Here is a 15,057-nt window from a genome sequence, read left to right as displayed (position 1 = left end):
ATCCGGCCGGGCAGCAGCATTTAGGCGGACAGACGCTTGCGGCCTTTGGAGCGCCGGTTGCGAATGACATGACGGCCGCCAACGGTCGCCATGCGGGACCGGAAGCCATGACGGCGCTTGCGTACGAGGACGCTGGGCTGATAGGTGCGTTTCACGGGAAGTCTCCGTCGACGTAAAATATAGCAATCTCGCGAGTGCCGGGCTGTATATAGTTTTGCCCTGCCCGAGTCAACGCAGGTGCGCATGGTATGTCACATAAATGCAGCGACCGATCAGCGCGTACCGGCATTTCCTCACGCCAAGGTGACTGGTTGTGCCTCGACCGGTGCGCGACATAGGTGTCTTGGATATGTTGCCGTGGTTCGGGCTCTGATGCGCTCAGGCTGTGGTTTTGAGACATTGTATCGAGGAGCATCCCGAGAGTGATGAAGACGAACGTCCCCTCCAGTCAAAATACCGAACAGGAGATATCAGCCGATATCTGCGTCATCGGTGGTGGTTCCGGCGGGCTGTCCGTGGCCGCGGGCGCCGTGCAGATGGGCGCGTCTGTCGTCCTGTTCGAACGCGGCCTGATGGGGGGCGACTGCCTGAATTACGGATGTGTTCCCTCCAAGGCCATGCTTGCAGCAGGCCATGCCGCAGCGGCAGCACGCGGAGCTGCACGGTTCGGTGTGTCCTTGCCGGAGCCAGACGTCGATTTCGGCAAGGTCCATGACCATGTCCGCGATGTAATCGCCGGGATTGAGCCGCATGATTCCGTAGAGCGGTTTGAAGAGCTCGGCGTCCGGGTTATCCAGGCGCAGGCGAGCTTCACGGATACAAGCACGGTTACGGGCGGCGGTTTCCGCGTTCAGGCCCGGCGTTTCGTGATCGCCACCGGGTCCAGCGCCATGATCCCCCCCATCTCCGGTCTCGACAACACCCCATACCTGACCAATGAGAGCATTTTCGATCTGACCCAACGTCCCGATCACCTGCTCATTGTCGGCGGCGGCCCGATCGGTTGCGAGCTGGCGGAGGCGCACCGCAATCTCGGTGCAGATGTGACAGTAATTGAAGCCGCCCGTATCCTCGGCAATGAAGACGAGGAAGCTGCAGAAATCCTGCGCGCGCACCTGACCAAAATCGGTGTCACCCTTATCGAAGGCGCCATGGTGAAAGAGGCTGCGGGCTCCGCAGGCTCTGTCCGGCTTACCCTCGAACAGGACGGCACTCAGCAGAAAATTGAGGGCAGCCACCTTCTCGTCGCCGCTGGCCGTAGCCCGAATATCAGCGGGCTCGGCCTGGAAGCTGCGGGGATCAAATATGGCAAGGCCGGGATCGAGGTCGATGCCGGCCTCAAGACCAGCAACCGGAAGGTCTACGCCATCGGCGATGTCGCGGGCGGCCTGCAATTCACCCATGTCGCCGGGTATCACGCGAGCATCGTTATCCGCAATGCCCTCTTCCGCATGCCCGCGAAAGCCGACCATAGCGCCGTGCCGCGGGTCACATGCACCGACCCTGAGCTTGCCCATGTCGGCTTGCTGGAACGGGAGGCGCGGGCGCAGCACGGCGAGAAGCTGCGGGTTCTCAAATGGCCTTATCAGGAGAATGACCGGGCCAGGGCCGAACGCGCCACGGACGGCTTCATCAAGATCATGACCCTAAAGAACGGCAAGGTTCTGGGAGCGACCATCGTCGGCAAGGGGGCTGGAGACCTGATCCAGACCTGGGCCATGGTGATCGCGCAGAAGATCAAGATCGGCGCCGTTGCATCCTCGATCGTCGCCTACCCGACGCTGGGAGAAATCGGCAAGCGGGCGGCCGGATCTTTCTTCACGGAAACGCTGTTCAGCCCGCGCATGCGCAAAATCGTCCGCTTCCTCGCCGCCTTCGGGTAAGCTTGCCCCGCAAGTTGCGTCGACGGACATGTGTATATGCTGGGCTTTGCCAACAGTCTCTCTTTCAGGCTTCTGCTACTGACGGTATTTTTCGTCATGGTGGCGGAGGTGCTGATCTATACCCCGTCAATTTCGCGCTACCGGCTGAGCTATCTGCAGGAGAAGCTGGCGGAGGGCCACCTCGCCGCACTGTCTGTGAAGGCGGCTCCGGACGGTATGGTCACGGATATCCTCGCGCGCCAGTTGCTGGATCATGTGGATGCCTACAGCGTCGTGGCCAACGACGAATCCAATTTTATGCCGATGCTCCGGCGCGCCCTGGTTCCGGAACCCGATATAGCCGTCGATTTGCGGAGCGATGGCGTCCTGAAGCTCATCCTCGACGCGTTCGATACGCTGGCACAACCTCGTAACCGGGTGATCCGGATACACGGGCAATCGCCCCGCGCCCCTGAAATCTTCGTCACGATGCTGATCGATGAGGCCCCGATGCGGATGGATATGCTGGACTTCTCCTGGCGCATCCTCACGCTCTCTGTCGTGATCTCACTCTTCACAGCCGCCCTTGTCTTCCTTTCCCTGCGTTGGCTGATGGTGCTTCCCATGCAACGCATCACCAGCAGCATGATCGCCTTCCGCCAACGCCCCGAAGACCCAACTTCCGACCTGCCAGCCTCCGACCGGCGAGACGAGATCGGTATCGCTGTCCGAGAGCTTGCAGATATGAAACAGGGCGTACGGCAGGCGCTGCGCCAGAACATGCGACTGGCAACCCTCGGCACGGCAGTGAACAAGATCAATCACGACCTGCGTAACATGCTTGCCACCGCCACACTGGTTTCAGACCGCTTCGCCGAAAGCTCCGATCCGTTCGTCCGCAAAGCGGTACCGCCCTTCCTCAGGACTATTGATCGAGCCGTCAAACTTTGCTCGGACACGCTGAATTTCACGCAGGAATCTGTTCCCCTGATGACCGAACGCATGACGCTGAAGGTCCTTCTCGATGACATCATCCCGGAATTGACGGCCTCAACGACAGAAGGCCATATGGCAATCGAGGTCGACGCGCCCCCGGACGTCCTCATGTCGGTCGACCCCGACCAGATTTACCGGATCTTCGCCAATCTGGCCTCGAACGCGTCCCGAGCCGGAGCCTCCCGCTTCCATATCGGCTTCGACCATGCTGACGAGACACTGACGCTTCTGTTCGAAGACGACGGCCCGGGCATTCCGGAACCAATTCGCGAAAAACTATTTCTGCCTTTCCAGCTATCCGGAAATGGCGGCGGCTCGGGGCTCGGTCTGGCCATTGCGCGCGATATAGCACGCGCCCATGGCGGCTCGCTTTTCCTGGCTCACACCGGCACAACGGGTAGTGGTTTCAGATGTGAGTTACCGTGTCCGGCAAGAGGGCGATCGCGCGGAAGTACACGCGCAGCATAATATCCCGCGCCGAGCGACTTCCACCGGGGACGCGAAAACGTTAGTGTTGGTAAGTCATAGCCATCGGATCGATTACTGATCCCTAGATCTGGCACGGACCGGAGCATCGGATGCAAAGCATTTTGGGAGAGAAGAATGCAAACGCGGCGACCGGATCGCCGTGCGACGATTGTGATATCCGCGATCTCGCCATCTGCGGAGCGCTTCGGGCGGACGAAGTGCAACGGCTTACCGGCATCCTGTCCTCGGTTGAATTGGCGGCAGGCGATCCGATTGTCGATGAAGGCGAAGCCGCGAATTATGTCTATACGCTGACGGCCGGAACGGTCCGTCTTTACAAATTGCTGGCCGATGGCCGCCGGTCGGTCACAGGCTTTCTCTTCCCCGGCGACTTCCTTGGCGTGTCCCATAGCGACGCTTACGGTTTCGGCGCCGAAGCCATAACACCGACGACACTCTGCAGATTCCCGCGGCCCAAACTTGAGGCCCTGTTGCATGAAATCCCCACGCTCGAGCATCGGCTGTTCGCCCGCGCTTCCGAGGAAATGAGCCTGATGCAGGAGCAAATCGTCTTGCTTGGCCGAAAGACCGCGGCGGAGCGTGTTGCTTCCTTCTTCCGTGGTCTTTCAGCCCGGCAGGTGAAGCGCCATTTGCCTGCCAATCCGGTTTCCGTGCCGATGACGCGGACGGACATTGCAGATTACCTTGGCCTGACTACGGAAACGGTCAGCCGGACGATCACCCAACTCAAGAAAAAGAAGCTTATTTCCGTCGAGAGCGGGTCACGGATACGAATCGACGATGAAGAACAACTCGACGATCTCGCCGAAGCCCTTTAACGCCACACGGTTTCGCAGTGGAGCCGTCTAGCGACGAAGCGAAGAGATCGGCTCAACCGGGCGCGGCTCCAGATCCCAGGGAAAGTGAATCCAGGTATCTTGGCTGACCTCAGTCACGAAAGTGTCGACCAGCGGCCGACCGGCCGGCTTGGCATAGACCGTCGCAAAATGCGCTTTCGGCAGCATCGCCCGCACAGCCTTCGCCGTCTCCCCGGTATCGACCAGATCATCGACGATTAACCAGCCGGTTCCGTCGCCCGCAATGTCGCATGTTTTCATCATGCGGATGGTGCCGCGCTCCTTGTCGGAACCATCGACCCCATAGGACGCGGCGCTGACCGTGTCGATGATCCGGATATTCAGCTCACGAGCCACAACGGCGGCCGGGACGAGCCCGCCACGCGTGATGGCAACAATCCCGTCGAATGGCCCGACTTCCGTCAGCCGCCAGGCTAAAGCCTTTGCGGTTCGGTGAAGTTCTTCCCAGCTAACCGGGAAAGACTTGTTGAAAGAAGTCTGATCGTCACTCGGCATCGCGCCCACCCATCAACAGCGTACAGTGATGTGGCGACATAGCCCGGTCGGCGGGATTCCGCAACGCTGAATGCCAGCATCGGACTTCCACTGATTCCTCTATGCGGATTTTGCTTCGGCGCTAATCATCTGCACGCCAGCAATTCGCCAACTTCCATCAGGCTGCTGTTCCATCTCATACGCAGCCAAATAGGCCAGCCCATCCGGACCTATGAAGAAAACGATCTGGACCGGGCGCGGACCAGAGCTATCGAAATCACGGAAAACCACCTGCTGTGGCCTGTAAACAGCACGATAACCGCCCAGGACCATGTCCCGGAACCGTTCGGGCGATCCGAAGATCCGCTGCAACACCGGACTGGCATAGGCAAATGCACCAGCCCAATCATCGCGCTGAAAGGCTTCCAGCTGCATGCTGATCGTGCTGCGGATATCGTCAACCGGCCCAGTTTTCTCTGCTCGCACGTGCTGCGGAACAGCTGCAAACAAAAACCCGAGCATGAAGAGGCGAAAGATATGAGACCGCATAGCCAGGATCCTTTTTAGCGAAACACCGGTCTCTTTACGTTCGCTTGAACCAACGCGGATCAACTTTGCAGAAGGCGATCTGTACCTGGCACAATAAATCCCGCGCATAAAAAAACGCCGCCCGAAGACCGGACGGCGTTTTTCTTTACTTCTTGTTCTATCGTCTAACGAACGAACAAACGAACCTCGTTGCTCGACGTGTCGCCAGCTGTGGTCGCCGACAGAGCGACCCGGCTCGGCGGCAGCCCCATGTCGGTCAGGGCACGAAGGACATCCTGCGCATTCTTCCGTGCCTTGCTCGTGTCGAGCGCTGCCTGCGCCGAAGAGCCGTTGGACGGGGACACAGCCACAAGGTCGAAGGACGCATCCGGACGACGTTCGAGTGCCCGGCTTACGGCGGTGTAGAGCGCCTGCTGATAATTCACGTTGTTACGATCGAAACGGATTACCACAAGCGGCCGCCGGGATCCGGTGGCAGAACTCAGGCCACGGCTCTGAACAGTCGGTGTCGCAATCGCTGCGGCATTGCCCATCCCATAAGTGCGGGATGCCAGGCTGGTGCCGAAGAACTCACCGTTCTTGATCGCAAGAGCCAACGTGTTCAGATCATTCCGTTCGGTGGCCACATAACGGCTCTGGCGGCGAATATCGTCGCTCAGCTCAGTCAGCAACCTATCGACCAGCACCACCGTGCGGTTGACGTCATCTTCCAGAATTTCGAGCTGGCGATGATCTTCATCTACAGCACCGGAGAGGCCGAAAGCAGCACGCGTGGCGTCGAGAAGGTAGGTCGACAGCGCGGCATCAGCGGCAACACGATTAGAAAGGTCGTTCATGTCGCCGATATCGGCATTCACCTGTTCGAGCAACCCCTGCGACTCATTCCAGGAGGAGACCAGCATCGGGTTGCCCGGCGTGGTACCGACCTGCAGCCGAGAGCGGATGGTCGCAACAGACTGATGATAGACCTGCGCATTGCCGATTGTCCTCTGACGGACAGTCTGCAGATCACCGTTATGGCTTCGAATAGATTCCTGCAAACGCCGGAGATCGTCCCGGAGCTGCACCACCTTATTACCGACAAAGGTGCCCGTTGAGGCTCCTGGTCTGGGCGGTTGGACTTCAAAGTTTGTGCTGTTCAGACTAAGAGGCTGCTGGCCACTAGCACTGAGTGACTGGGCGGAAAGTTCGCCGGCAGATGGCTGGATCGCCACCTGGCCAGGCACTTGCCCGGAAGTCTGAGCGGCTCCGGCGGGAGCTTCGCCAGAAAGGCTCGGCCACAATGCATCGGATGAGAAAGAACAGCCTCCAAGAAGGAGAACCATTGCGCCCAGAACAACGAGCGACGAGCGATTAAGAATCATAGGACGCTGTCACCTTGTAAATAGGTGTGATGTTTGCCGCGGTTTCAGGTAGATCCGTCCAACCGACCAATGCCGACCCCCCTAGCAATTTGCCTCGGCGATCCGCCCTTTCGGGTAGGAGCCCCGCCTACGTCCATCCCCGACCGGTACGGGCAAAGACAGAAGGAACAAGCTTGCTGGCGCAGTCCCCCACTGATGGTAGCCGCAAGCCGCGAAATTCGTAGGGATAGTAACCAATGCCAATCGGGCCGACAAGTTGTTTTCCCAAACGATTCCGTAAGATAAGCGCTTGCGTTTCCAATTCGGCTTGAGTATGTTCCGGCCTCCTTCGGGAGCGACATGCTCCCAAGAGGCGCCCGTAGCTCAGCTGGATAGAGCACTTGACTACGAATCAAGAGGTCGGGAGTTCGAATCTTCCCGGGCGCGCCATTTCACATTATCTCCAAGATTTCCCTTGTATGGTGCGTTCTTGACGCGCTGTTCGGCGGCTTGAGTACAGTCATGCGCTCGCCCCAAATTGAACATTACCTTTTATCGATTTATAAAACGCGCAGGCTGAACACGAGCTTGAGCGCGAACGATGACTGATTTGTCGAAAGAGCGCCTCCGCTCCCTGCGGGTGATGATCGTGGAAGATGACCAGCCAACCAGGCTACTCATTCGATCCTTCATGGAGCATCTTCTTTTTAACCATGTCACCGAACGCGAGAATGGCTAGGCCGCCATTCGGGACCTGACCCGCCGACATTACGATCTGATCGTCACCGACCTTGAGATGCAACCGATGAACGGCTGGGACATGCTGCGCCGTATCCGGCACGATCCGGACATCACCACCCCCTACGTCCTGGTTGTTCTCACAACCCAGCATGCGAGCAGGGACCCCGTCATCAGGGCTCGGGATGACGGCGCGAGTGCCTTAGTCGCGAAGCCGGTCGACTTTAAAAAATCTACAGCGGACAATCGCGACCGTGCTTACCGACGGCAGGACAAACTCCCGCAGGGCGACACGTACCAGCGTGAGGACGATTTCCGCTGGTAACCCATTATACCACCGCATCACTGTTCCGGGGATAAACGACATTCCTCTCGATAGGGTGTCAGCCTTGGCACCTGACCACTGTTCAGACGGCCCTGCATTTCCGTCCAATATTCCAGCGTCAGCAGCTCTCCATGAGCCTCCCGGAAAACACGCCGGAGACGGCGATTCTCGATCCTTAGGTGCGTTTCCAACTCCTCGGGCAAGAAAATCACGCCCTCCTCAAAGAACCAGTCCGGAATATCCTCTTCGCCGTCGAACCGGTCCTGATTGGTCCGCACTTTCACGTCGGTCAGATCCTCGATGGCATCATAGTCGAAGAGATAAACCTTACGGATGCCGCTGATTCCATAGTTCCGGCCATCCAGATCCTTGTTGAAGATGTTGGCGGCGGCGTTGTTGGCAATGCATTGGCCGAGATTGAGGATCGCAACCTCCGCCTCTTCTTCTGAAGCCTCCGCCAGAAACACCGGAAACGGGATCATTTTGATCTGCACGATCAGGTGGCGAAACAGCAGCCCTGCACCGGTCTGGATCACATTGTCGCCTGCCGCCTCCAGGATTTCCTGGCGCAGCGAATCGGTGAAATAGGCCGCAGGCAGGGTGACGTTGTAATAGATGATATTGTCCAGCATCGAGCCGGCACGGTTGATCTCGTGCACCCGGCTGTATTTCTGCAGCACGGACTGAACGCCCGGAAACACCCCCCATTTGTAACCTGCGGTCGGATGGTCGCGTATCACCTTGGCAACATAGCCGAGTGACGGCGCCGAAAACCCGATGGCAACGGTACCCCGGGAGCCGACCGCATAATCCAGCGTCTCTCCAGACGCCTTCAATTCGTCCTCGATTTGCCTGATTACGGCGACCTTGCCGATATGATTATAGCCGATGGTAGAGTATTGCAGGCCGTGCGGCCGGTCGGGCATCAGCTCGAAAAGAAAAGCCGCCATCTCGTGATAATGCTCAGCGGTGACCTGGAAATTCGCCAACGTGGAGCTGAAGACATATTGCAGGTCATCCGATCCGAGAATGACCGCGTCGACCAGGATCCCCTCCGCCTCGTTCAGCAACGCGATGCCAAGAGGTACCGGCTCCAGACCCTCACGCAGAATACGGCCGACGAGATAGGCGCCCCGGTTCCGGTAGAAACCGGCATCGGCCATTTCGATCCCGTCGATCCGGCTCGCCTCGGGCACCGCTTTGAGAATCCGCAAAGCGACTGCCTCGGCATCCGCGGCAAGATCACGCCAAGGCCGCGAGAAGCCGGTCAGCGTCAGGACCGGAACCAGTTGCGCCCCATCAAGCGGTCCTTCGGTATCGAATGTGCGCGTAACGACGGGATGCGGCGCGGTTTCCTCGTTCCGAGCACGGGCGCTGGAATAGGTCGAGGCGCGCCACATGTCCGCATGTACCTGGCGCCGCACGGAATTGAGAAATGCATAGGCGAGGTCGGCATGGTAGAGGCCGTCGATCAACGGCAGATACCGCTCCTCCACCTCCGCCCAGAAAGCATCCTTGCCCTGCACGTCCGGGCAATGCAGCAGGATCACCGGCACCAGCGCGTTAACTGTGGCTCCGTAGATACCGAGCCGCTCCTGGCTGAGAGCTAGGGAAGCCGGCCAATCCCGCGCCTCAAACGCGGTCTTGGCAAGATGCGCGATGGCCCGAAAGCGGCCGTAATAATCAGTGAAAGCGCCATGGATCAATGATGCGAGGGATTCGATCCGGTCCGCATCGCTCCCGGCCGCCTCAAGCTCTTCCTGAGCCGCCGCCGTGATATTCGCTGTTCTGAGCGTTGCCGCGCCGCGCCGGATCGATTGCACCGTCACGTCCCCTCTTAGTGATCTTTTTTCAGATCATGGGCCGGGAGCCGTGACGTAGAAAAGGGTTTTCCCGTCCGCCGGAAGCCTGTCAGTTTGCCGCTCGGTAATTGCAACGCGGCACCTTGATGCCTGTTTCCGAACCATCGGGGCAAATATTCTGGCAATTCTTCTGGCCCTCACAGAATGCAGCTAAACTATTCCGTCCGGCGCCGATCCAATCGATCGTCGAACAGCCAGTCAGTCCCAAAACCAGAACCAGCGCTACGCCAGACACCGTGGTACGCACAATCATATTCCGATTGTCCAACTCGATCTGCTCGCAGAATTCATACCAGAACGAAAAACGGGCGGCCATAAGGCCACCCGTCTTCAATCGTAAAGCTCTTGACCGCTCAGGCGACCCGCTTGCCCTTTTCATCATAGCGGTACCAGCCCCGGCCAGCGCGGCGACCGGCGCGGCCGGCCTTCACCATCTGGCGCAGGATCGGGCGCGGGTTGAAGCGCTCGCCATAGGCTTCATGCAGGATCTCGGCGACCTGCAGGTTCAGGGTGTTGGAGATATTGTCCATCAGCTCGAACGGGCCGACCGGATGGCCGAGGCCCAGCTTACAGCCGATATCGATATCTTCCGGCGTGCAGGCGCCTTCTTCGGCGAGCCGCAGCACCTCGTCCCACATGGCGAAGAGGATACGGTTGACGGCAAAACCGACCACATCCTTTACATCGATCGGGGTCTTGCCAGCTTCGATGCAGACATCGCGGGCGGCGGCGATCACGTCATCATCCGTATCCATGCCCCGGATCACCTCGACCAGCTTCATTCGGCTGACCGGGGAGAAGAAATGCAGGCCGAGGAAGCGGGATTGACGCTTCTCGGAGAAATATGAAGCCAGCACCGTGATCGAGATGCTGGAGGTGTTGGAAGCGATGATCGCATCGTCCTTGCAAACCGCGTCCAGGTCCTTGTAGACGGCGGCTTTCACGCCTTCGTCCTCAAACACGGCTTCGATGACCAGATCGCGGTCGCCAAAACCGGAAACGTCCGTGGCCGTGGAGATGTTCGACAGCGCCGTCGCCATGTCCTCTTCAGCCCAGAACTTCCGGGCAACACCGGATTCCAGCGTCTTCTGGATCCCAGCCATTCCCTTGTCGAGGCGGACCTGTTCCGGCTCCATCATCACGACGCTCTTGCCCGCCATGGCGAACACCAAGGCGATCTCGGAGCCCATCATTCCGGCGCCGATAACGCCAATATTCTTCACTGACATCCCATCCTCCTCGAACCGTTCGGTATCTGAAACTCGTTGCCCGATTTCGTATAGGCTCCGCAGCGCCGGTTCAAGCGAACCAGACTAAAAACTGTCTACGGGCATGCGAAAGACCGTATCGTCGCCGGATTCGAGCAGGTTGAGTGCCGGCTTCGCACGGGGCAGCAGCCAGCCGAAGACAAATCCGCAGATCTCGATCTTGCCATTGAGAAAGGCCCGCTCTTCCGCACCATCAGCCGTAGGCAGCAGTCGCTCGGCAGTTGCTGCCTGCGCCAGCCAGGCACGGGCCAGAATGATATATCCCGCCGCCTCCATGAAAGCTGCGGCATTCGCCAGCGTACGCCGCGGCTCCTGCCGAAGCGCCGGGAGAAGTTGACCGGCAAGCCCCGCGAAACGGCGTGTTGCCTCTTCGAGAGCCGTCGCATGCCGGGCTAATCCGTCAGTGGCGCGCGCTTTGCCCACAATCTCGGCGATACCATCCATAAAGAGTGCGAAAGAGCGGCCGTCGACCTGTCCGAGTTTGCGGCCCATCAGGTCGATCGCCTGGATGCCGTTGGCGCCCTCGTGGATCGGGTTCAGCCGATTGTCCCGCCAGAACTGCTCGACCGGAAAATCCCGGGTGTAGCCTGCGCCACCATGAATCTGGATCGCCGCATCGTTCGCCTCCAGCGCCCGATCGGAAAGGAAAGACTTGAGGATCGGAGTCAGGAAATCGAGCAAAAGTCCGGCATCGCGGCGCGCATCCGCATCGGGATGCGTGCGCTGATCGTCCACCAGCAGCGCGGCTTCCAGGCAGAGTGCAAGCCCACCCTCGGCAACCGCTTTCTGCAACAGCAACATGCGCCGGATGTCGGCATGCTCGATCAGCGGAATCTGCGGGCTCGCCGGGTCCTTGCCGTCCGGATGCCGGCCCTGAGGGCGCGCCTTGGCATAGTCGAGGCTGTGCAGATACCCGGTATAAGCCAGAGCCACAGCACCGGAGCCGACACCGATCCGGGCCTCGTTCATCATGTGGAACATGTAGGTCAGGCCGCGATGCTCTGTGCCGATCAGCTCGCCGATGCAGGGCGCCTCCTCGCCAAGATTGATCACCGTATTGACGGTGCCGCGATAGCCCATTTTGTGATTAAGTCCGGCCAGCACGACGCCGTTTTCGGCCCTCGGGTTATCGCCCCCTTCCAACCGGTAACGCGGCACCAGAAAGAGCGAGAGCCCCTTCACACCCGACGGCGCGTCCGGTGTCCGGGCCAAAACCAGATGGACGATGTTCTCCGCCAGCTCATGCTCGCCACCTGAGATCCACATCTTGGTGCCGGTGAGAGCATAGCGGCCGTCGTCGAGCGGAGAAGCCGATGTGCGCACGTCGGAGAGCGAGGAGCCAGCATGCGGCTCCGACAGCATCATGGTGCCAAAGAAGCGGCCATCCATTAGCGGCGGCAGGAACCGCGCCTTCTGGCTTTCCGTGCCGTGTGCGGCGATCAGGTTGCCGGCGGCGATGGTCAGGAAGGGATAGGCGACGGTGGCGAGATTAGCCGCCTGAAAATAGGCGAAGGCGGCCTGCGTCACGACCCAGGGCAGCTGCATGCCGCCGAGCGCCTCGTCATGATGGGCGGCGGCAAAACCGGCTTCGCTGAAGGCGGCGATAGCGGGGCCGATCTCCGGATGGACAACCACCCGGCCGTTCTCGATACGCGGCTCGTCGAGGTCGGAAGCGCGGTTGTGCGGACGGAACTTTTCCGTCGCGATAAGGCGCGCCGTCTCCAGGATCGCATCGTAGCTCTCCCGCCCCTGCCCCGCGAACCGGGGACGCTCGAGCAATCTTTCAATCCCAAGATGCTCATACAGAAGGAAGCTGAGATCCCGATCGCGTATGAGAAAACCCGTCATCCGATTTGCCTCGCGCTAGCGCAGGACGAAGCCGCCATCGACTGTGACGACAGAGCCGGTCATGTAGGCGCCCTGGTCGGATGCCAACAACAACAACGCGCCGTCCAGATCGTCCGGCTGGCCGAGCCGGCGTTGCGGGATGGTCTTGACCATCTGCTGGCCCGGACCGGTGCTGAAGAAATCGCTGTTGATCGGTGTCTCGATATAGCCTGGCGCGATGGCATTCACCCGGATGCCGTAGCGGCTCAGCTCCAGTGCCATGGCCCGGTTGAGCTGCAGCAGCCCGCCCTTCGAGGCGCAATAGGTCGAGAGAGCGCCGATCACTTCGGTGCCGAGAACCGAGGAGATATTGATGATCGAGCCGCCACCGCTCTCCTTCATCCGCCGGGCCGCTGCCTGACCAACCAGAAAACAGCCTTTCAGATTGGTGTCGAGAACCTGATCGTAATCCTCCGGGCTCATCTCAAGGAACGGCTTCTGCACAGCGATCCCGGCATTGTTCACCAGCACACCGAGTGGCCCCAGCGCGGCCTCCGCATCCTCGATGGCCGCTGCGACGGAGGCAGTGTCGGTCACATCCATCGCTACGGCATGGGCCGTCCCGCCAGCCGCGCGTATCCGCTCCGCCAGATCTTCCAGTTTGGTGACCTGCCGCGCAGCGACGACGACAGCCGCTCCGCTGGCCGCCAGTGTCTCCGCGAAACGGGCGCCGAGGCCCTGGCTGGCGCCGGTGACCAGAGCCACCTTGCCGGTAAGGTCAAAAGACATTGGATACTCCCGGATCAGGCGGCAAGGTTTTCGATCAACACGGCCATGCCCTGGCCTGCGCCCATGCACATGGAAATACAGGCGTAACGCTGCCCAGATTCCTGAAGATGATGCATGGCGGTGATCGTCATGCGCACCCCGGTCGCGCCCGGCGGATGACCGATGGAGATGCCGCCGCCATAAAGATTCGTTACGCCGCGGCCGACGCCGAGTTCCTTTTCCGCATGCAGGTTCACCACCGCGAAGGCCTCGTTGATCTCGTAATAGTCGATGTCGGATGCTTTCATGCCGCGCTTCTCCCAAAGCGCGCGGATCGCCGGGACCGGGCCACAGCCCATGATCCGTGGCGAGACGCCGACAATGGTCCAGTCGACAATCCGGGCCACGGGCTCGATGCCTTTGGACTCGAGAGCCGCCCGGTCGCCGACCAGCACGAAGGCGGCACCGTCTGTCACGCCGCTGGAATTGCCCGGCGTCACCTGACCGCCCTTGCGGAAGACCGGCTTCAGGGTCGCCAGCTTTTCCAGCGTGATTTCCGGGCGCGGGAACTCGTCCTCGCTCATCAACCTTGTGGCCTTCCGGCCCTCCGGCACCTCGATCGGCGCGATCTGGCGGGCAAGAAAACCGGACGCCATCGCCTTGCCGGCTCGGTGCTGGCTCATCAGCCCCCAAGCATCCATATCCTCCCGGCGATACTGAAAATCTTCGGTGAGGTTTTCCGCTGTCGCCCCCATTAGGCCGTGCCCGAACGGGTCGCTATAGACGGACTCCATGGTGTCCTCGAAACTCTGCGCTCCGCGGATGGCGCCCCAACGCATCGTCTGATTGGAGAAAGGCGCGCGCGAGAAATTCTCGCCACCACCGGCCAGCGCGATCTTACCATGCCCTGTCATGATCTGCTGTGCGGCAGTGAGGATCGCCTGGGTACCGGAACCGCAAGCCCGGTTCACCTGCACGGCGCAGCTTTCATCCTTCATGCCGATATTCAGACCAGCAGCACGACCAGTGTAATAGCCGTCCGGATCGACCGGCAGGACATTTCCCCAGACCACATGATCGATCTCTTCCGGCGAAATCTCCGCATCTTCCACGCAGGCCTTGGCGGCATGGGTGGCCAGTGACGTCAGCGGAATGTCCTTCAGCGATTTCCCGAAATCCCCGAACGGCGTGCGCTTGCCGCCTGCCAGAACGATCTCCTGAGCCATGCCCCCTCACTCCCCTGCACCGGCTTTCGCGATGCTTCTTTGTATGTTTTTCGGCGCCGGAACTCTGGCCCGAACGGAGGCGGCGGCGCAAGGCGGATTTGGCAGAAGAAAGAAGCGATCTATGATCGTTATTCGCCCGCACATTCGGATGACGGCAATTGAAAGCGCCATTTGCGCTGAACGGCCGTCTCGAGATCGAGGTCATATCGGTGCGCCAGCAGCAAGACATGACCGAGCAGGTCCGCAGTCTCATCTTCCAGCGCCTTGTGCAAGGCCTCGTTGCTGAAATCACCAGTCCGGCCTCTCCCAGTATAGCGGTTCCAGGCCTGCGTCAGCTCTCCGAGCTCTTCCTGCAGCTTCAGGATGAACCAATCCTGATCGCGCTCGATCCCGAAACCGCGCGCATAGTCTTCGGACGCGCGCTCAAACCGCTCCATCAGTAACCGCAACATCTCACCTCGTAATGTTCATGG

At 60.0% G+C, this 15,057-nt stretch carries 15 protein-coding genes and 1 tRNA gene; 6 read left to right on the top strand and 10 right to left on the bottom strand.

The window, feature by feature from the left end:
- Nucleotides 1–20 precede the first annotated feature (20 nt).
- Complete coding sequence (rpmH, locus tag ABJ076_RS19240) at nt 21–155, bottom strand: 50S ribosomal protein L34 (protein ID WP_028467499.1); 135 nt, start codon at nt 153–155, stop codon at nt 21–23.
- A gap of 270 nt (nt 156–425) precedes the next feature.
- Between rpmH and ABJ076_RS19235 the strand changes: the two genes are divergently transcribed.
- The 3 genes from ABJ076_RS19235 (at nt 426) to ABJ076_RS19225 (ending at nt 4,165) form a co-directional block, all read left to right on the top strand.
- Entirely contained in the window at nt 426–1,883 is a 1,458-nt protein-coding gene (locus tag ABJ076_RS19235) for an FAD-dependent oxidoreductase (protein ID WP_348189812.1), read from the top strand.
- Between the two features lie 36 nt (nt 1,884–1,919).
- Nucleotides 1,920–3,326 carry a HAMP domain-containing sensor histidine kinase gene (locus tag ABJ076_RS19230; protein ID WP_348189729.1) on the top strand — a complete coding sequence of 469 codons (1,407 nt, stop codon included), beginning with the start codon at nt 1,920–1,922 and terminating at the stop codon, nt 3,324–3,326.
- 110 nt (nt 3,327–3,436) lie between these two features.
- The gene (locus ABJ076_RS19225) at nt 3,437–4,165 is read left to right on the top strand and encodes a helix-turn-helix domain-containing protein (protein WP_348189731.1); all 729 of its coding nucleotides are present in this window, start codon (nt 3,437–3,439) and stop codon (nt 4,163–4,165) included.
- Nucleotides 4,166–4,192: 27 nt separating this feature from the next.
- On the opposite strand, the gene gpt is transcribed toward ABJ076_RS19225, so the two are convergent.
- The 3 genes from gpt to ABJ076_RS19210 form a co-directional block, all read right to left on the bottom strand.
- Nucleotides 4,193–4,699, bottom strand: a complete 507-nt coding sequence (gene gpt / locus ABJ076_RS19220; RefSeq protein ID WP_348189733.1) for a xanthine phosphoribosyltransferase — start codon at nt 4,697–4,699, stop codon at nt 4,193–4,195.
- A gap of 99 nt (nt 4,700–4,798) precedes the next feature.
- Nucleotides 4,799–5,335: a DUF4864 domain-containing protein gene (locus ABJ076_RS19215; protein ID WP_348202569.1), complete on the bottom strand. Its 537-nt coding sequence runs from the start codon at nt 5,333–5,335 to the stop codon at nt 4,799–4,801.
- A 56-nt stretch (nt 5,336–5,391) separates the two neighbouring features.
- On the bottom strand, nt 5,392–6,294 hold the full coding sequence (locus tag ABJ076_RS19210; RefSeq protein WP_348499770.1) for a hypothetical protein: 903 nt from the start codon (nt 6,292–6,294) through the stop codon (nt 5,392–5,394).
- 649 nt (nt 6,295–6,943) lie between these two features.
- On the opposite strand from ABJ076_RS19210, the gene ABJ076_RS19205 reads away from it, so the two are divergent.
- From ABJ076_RS19205 to ABJ076_RS19195, 3 genes are all read left to right on the top strand, one after another.
- A tRNA-Arg gene (locus tag ABJ076_RS19205) sits at nt 6,944–7,020 on the top strand.
- Nucleotides 7,021–7,171: 151 nt separating this feature from the next.
- Nucleotides 7,172–7,309 (top strand): hypothetical protein, encoded by a 138-nt coding sequence (locus ABJ076_RS19200; protein WP_348189739.1) that lies wholly within the window; start codon nt 7,172–7,174, stop codon nt 7,307–7,309.
- 6 nt (nt 7,310–7,315) lie between these two features.
- Nucleotides 7,316–7,633, top strand: a complete 318-nt coding sequence (locus ABJ076_RS19195) for a response regulator (RefSeq protein WP_348199250.1) — start codon at nt 7,316–7,318, stop codon at nt 7,631–7,633.
- Nucleotides 7,634–7,650: 17 nt separating this feature from the next.
- On the opposite strand, the gene ABJ076_RS19190 is transcribed toward ABJ076_RS19195, so the two are convergent.
- The 6 genes from ABJ076_RS19190 to ABJ076_RS19165 all read right to left on the bottom strand — a co-directional run bounded on the left by ABJ076_RS19190 (nt 7,651) and on the right by ABJ076_RS19165 (nt 15,036).
- Complete coding sequence (locus ABJ076_RS19190) at nt 7,651–9,462, bottom strand: isocitrate dehydrogenase kinase/phosphatase AceK regulatory subunit (RefSeq protein WP_348189741.1); 1,812 nt, start codon at nt 9,460–9,462, stop codon at nt 7,651–7,653.
- A 386-nt stretch (nt 9,463–9,848) separates the two neighbouring features.
- Entirely contained in the window at nt 9,849–10,724 is an 876-nt protein-coding gene (locus ABJ076_RS19185) for a 3-hydroxyacyl-CoA dehydrogenase family protein (RefSeq protein WP_348189744.1), read from the bottom strand.
- A gap of 84 nt (nt 10,725–10,808) precedes the next feature.
- Nucleotides 10,809–12,611 (bottom strand): acyl-CoA dehydrogenase, encoded by a 1,803-nt coding sequence (locus tag ABJ076_RS19180; RefSeq protein WP_348189746.1) that lies wholly within the window; start codon nt 12,609–12,611, stop codon nt 10,809–10,811.
- Between the two features lie 15 nt (nt 12,612–12,626).
- Entirely contained in the window at nt 12,627–13,379 is a 753-nt protein-coding gene (locus tag ABJ076_RS19175; protein ID WP_348189748.1) for a glucose 1-dehydrogenase, read from the bottom strand.
- Between the two features lie 14 nt (nt 13,380–13,393).
- Nucleotides 13,394–14,584, bottom strand: a complete 1,191-nt coding sequence (locus ABJ076_RS19170; RefSeq protein WP_348189750.1) for a thiolase family protein — start codon at nt 14,582–14,584, stop codon at nt 13,394–13,396.
- A gap of 128 nt (nt 14,585–14,712) precedes the next feature.
- Entirely contained in the window at nt 14,713–15,036 is a 324-nt protein-coding gene (locus ABJ076_RS19165; protein ID WP_348189752.1) for a hypothetical protein, read from the bottom strand.
- Nucleotides 15,037–15,057 lie beyond the last annotated feature (21 nt).

Origin of the sequence: Nisaea sp. (genome assembly GCF_039990255.1) — a bacterium.
Taxonomy (GTDB): Bacteria; Pseudomonadota; Alphaproteobacteria; order Thalassobaculales; family Thalassobaculaceae; genus Nisaea.
The sequence above is the reverse complement of the archived record's forward strand: the minus strand, read 5'-3'. Positions and strand labels throughout refer to the sequence as shown.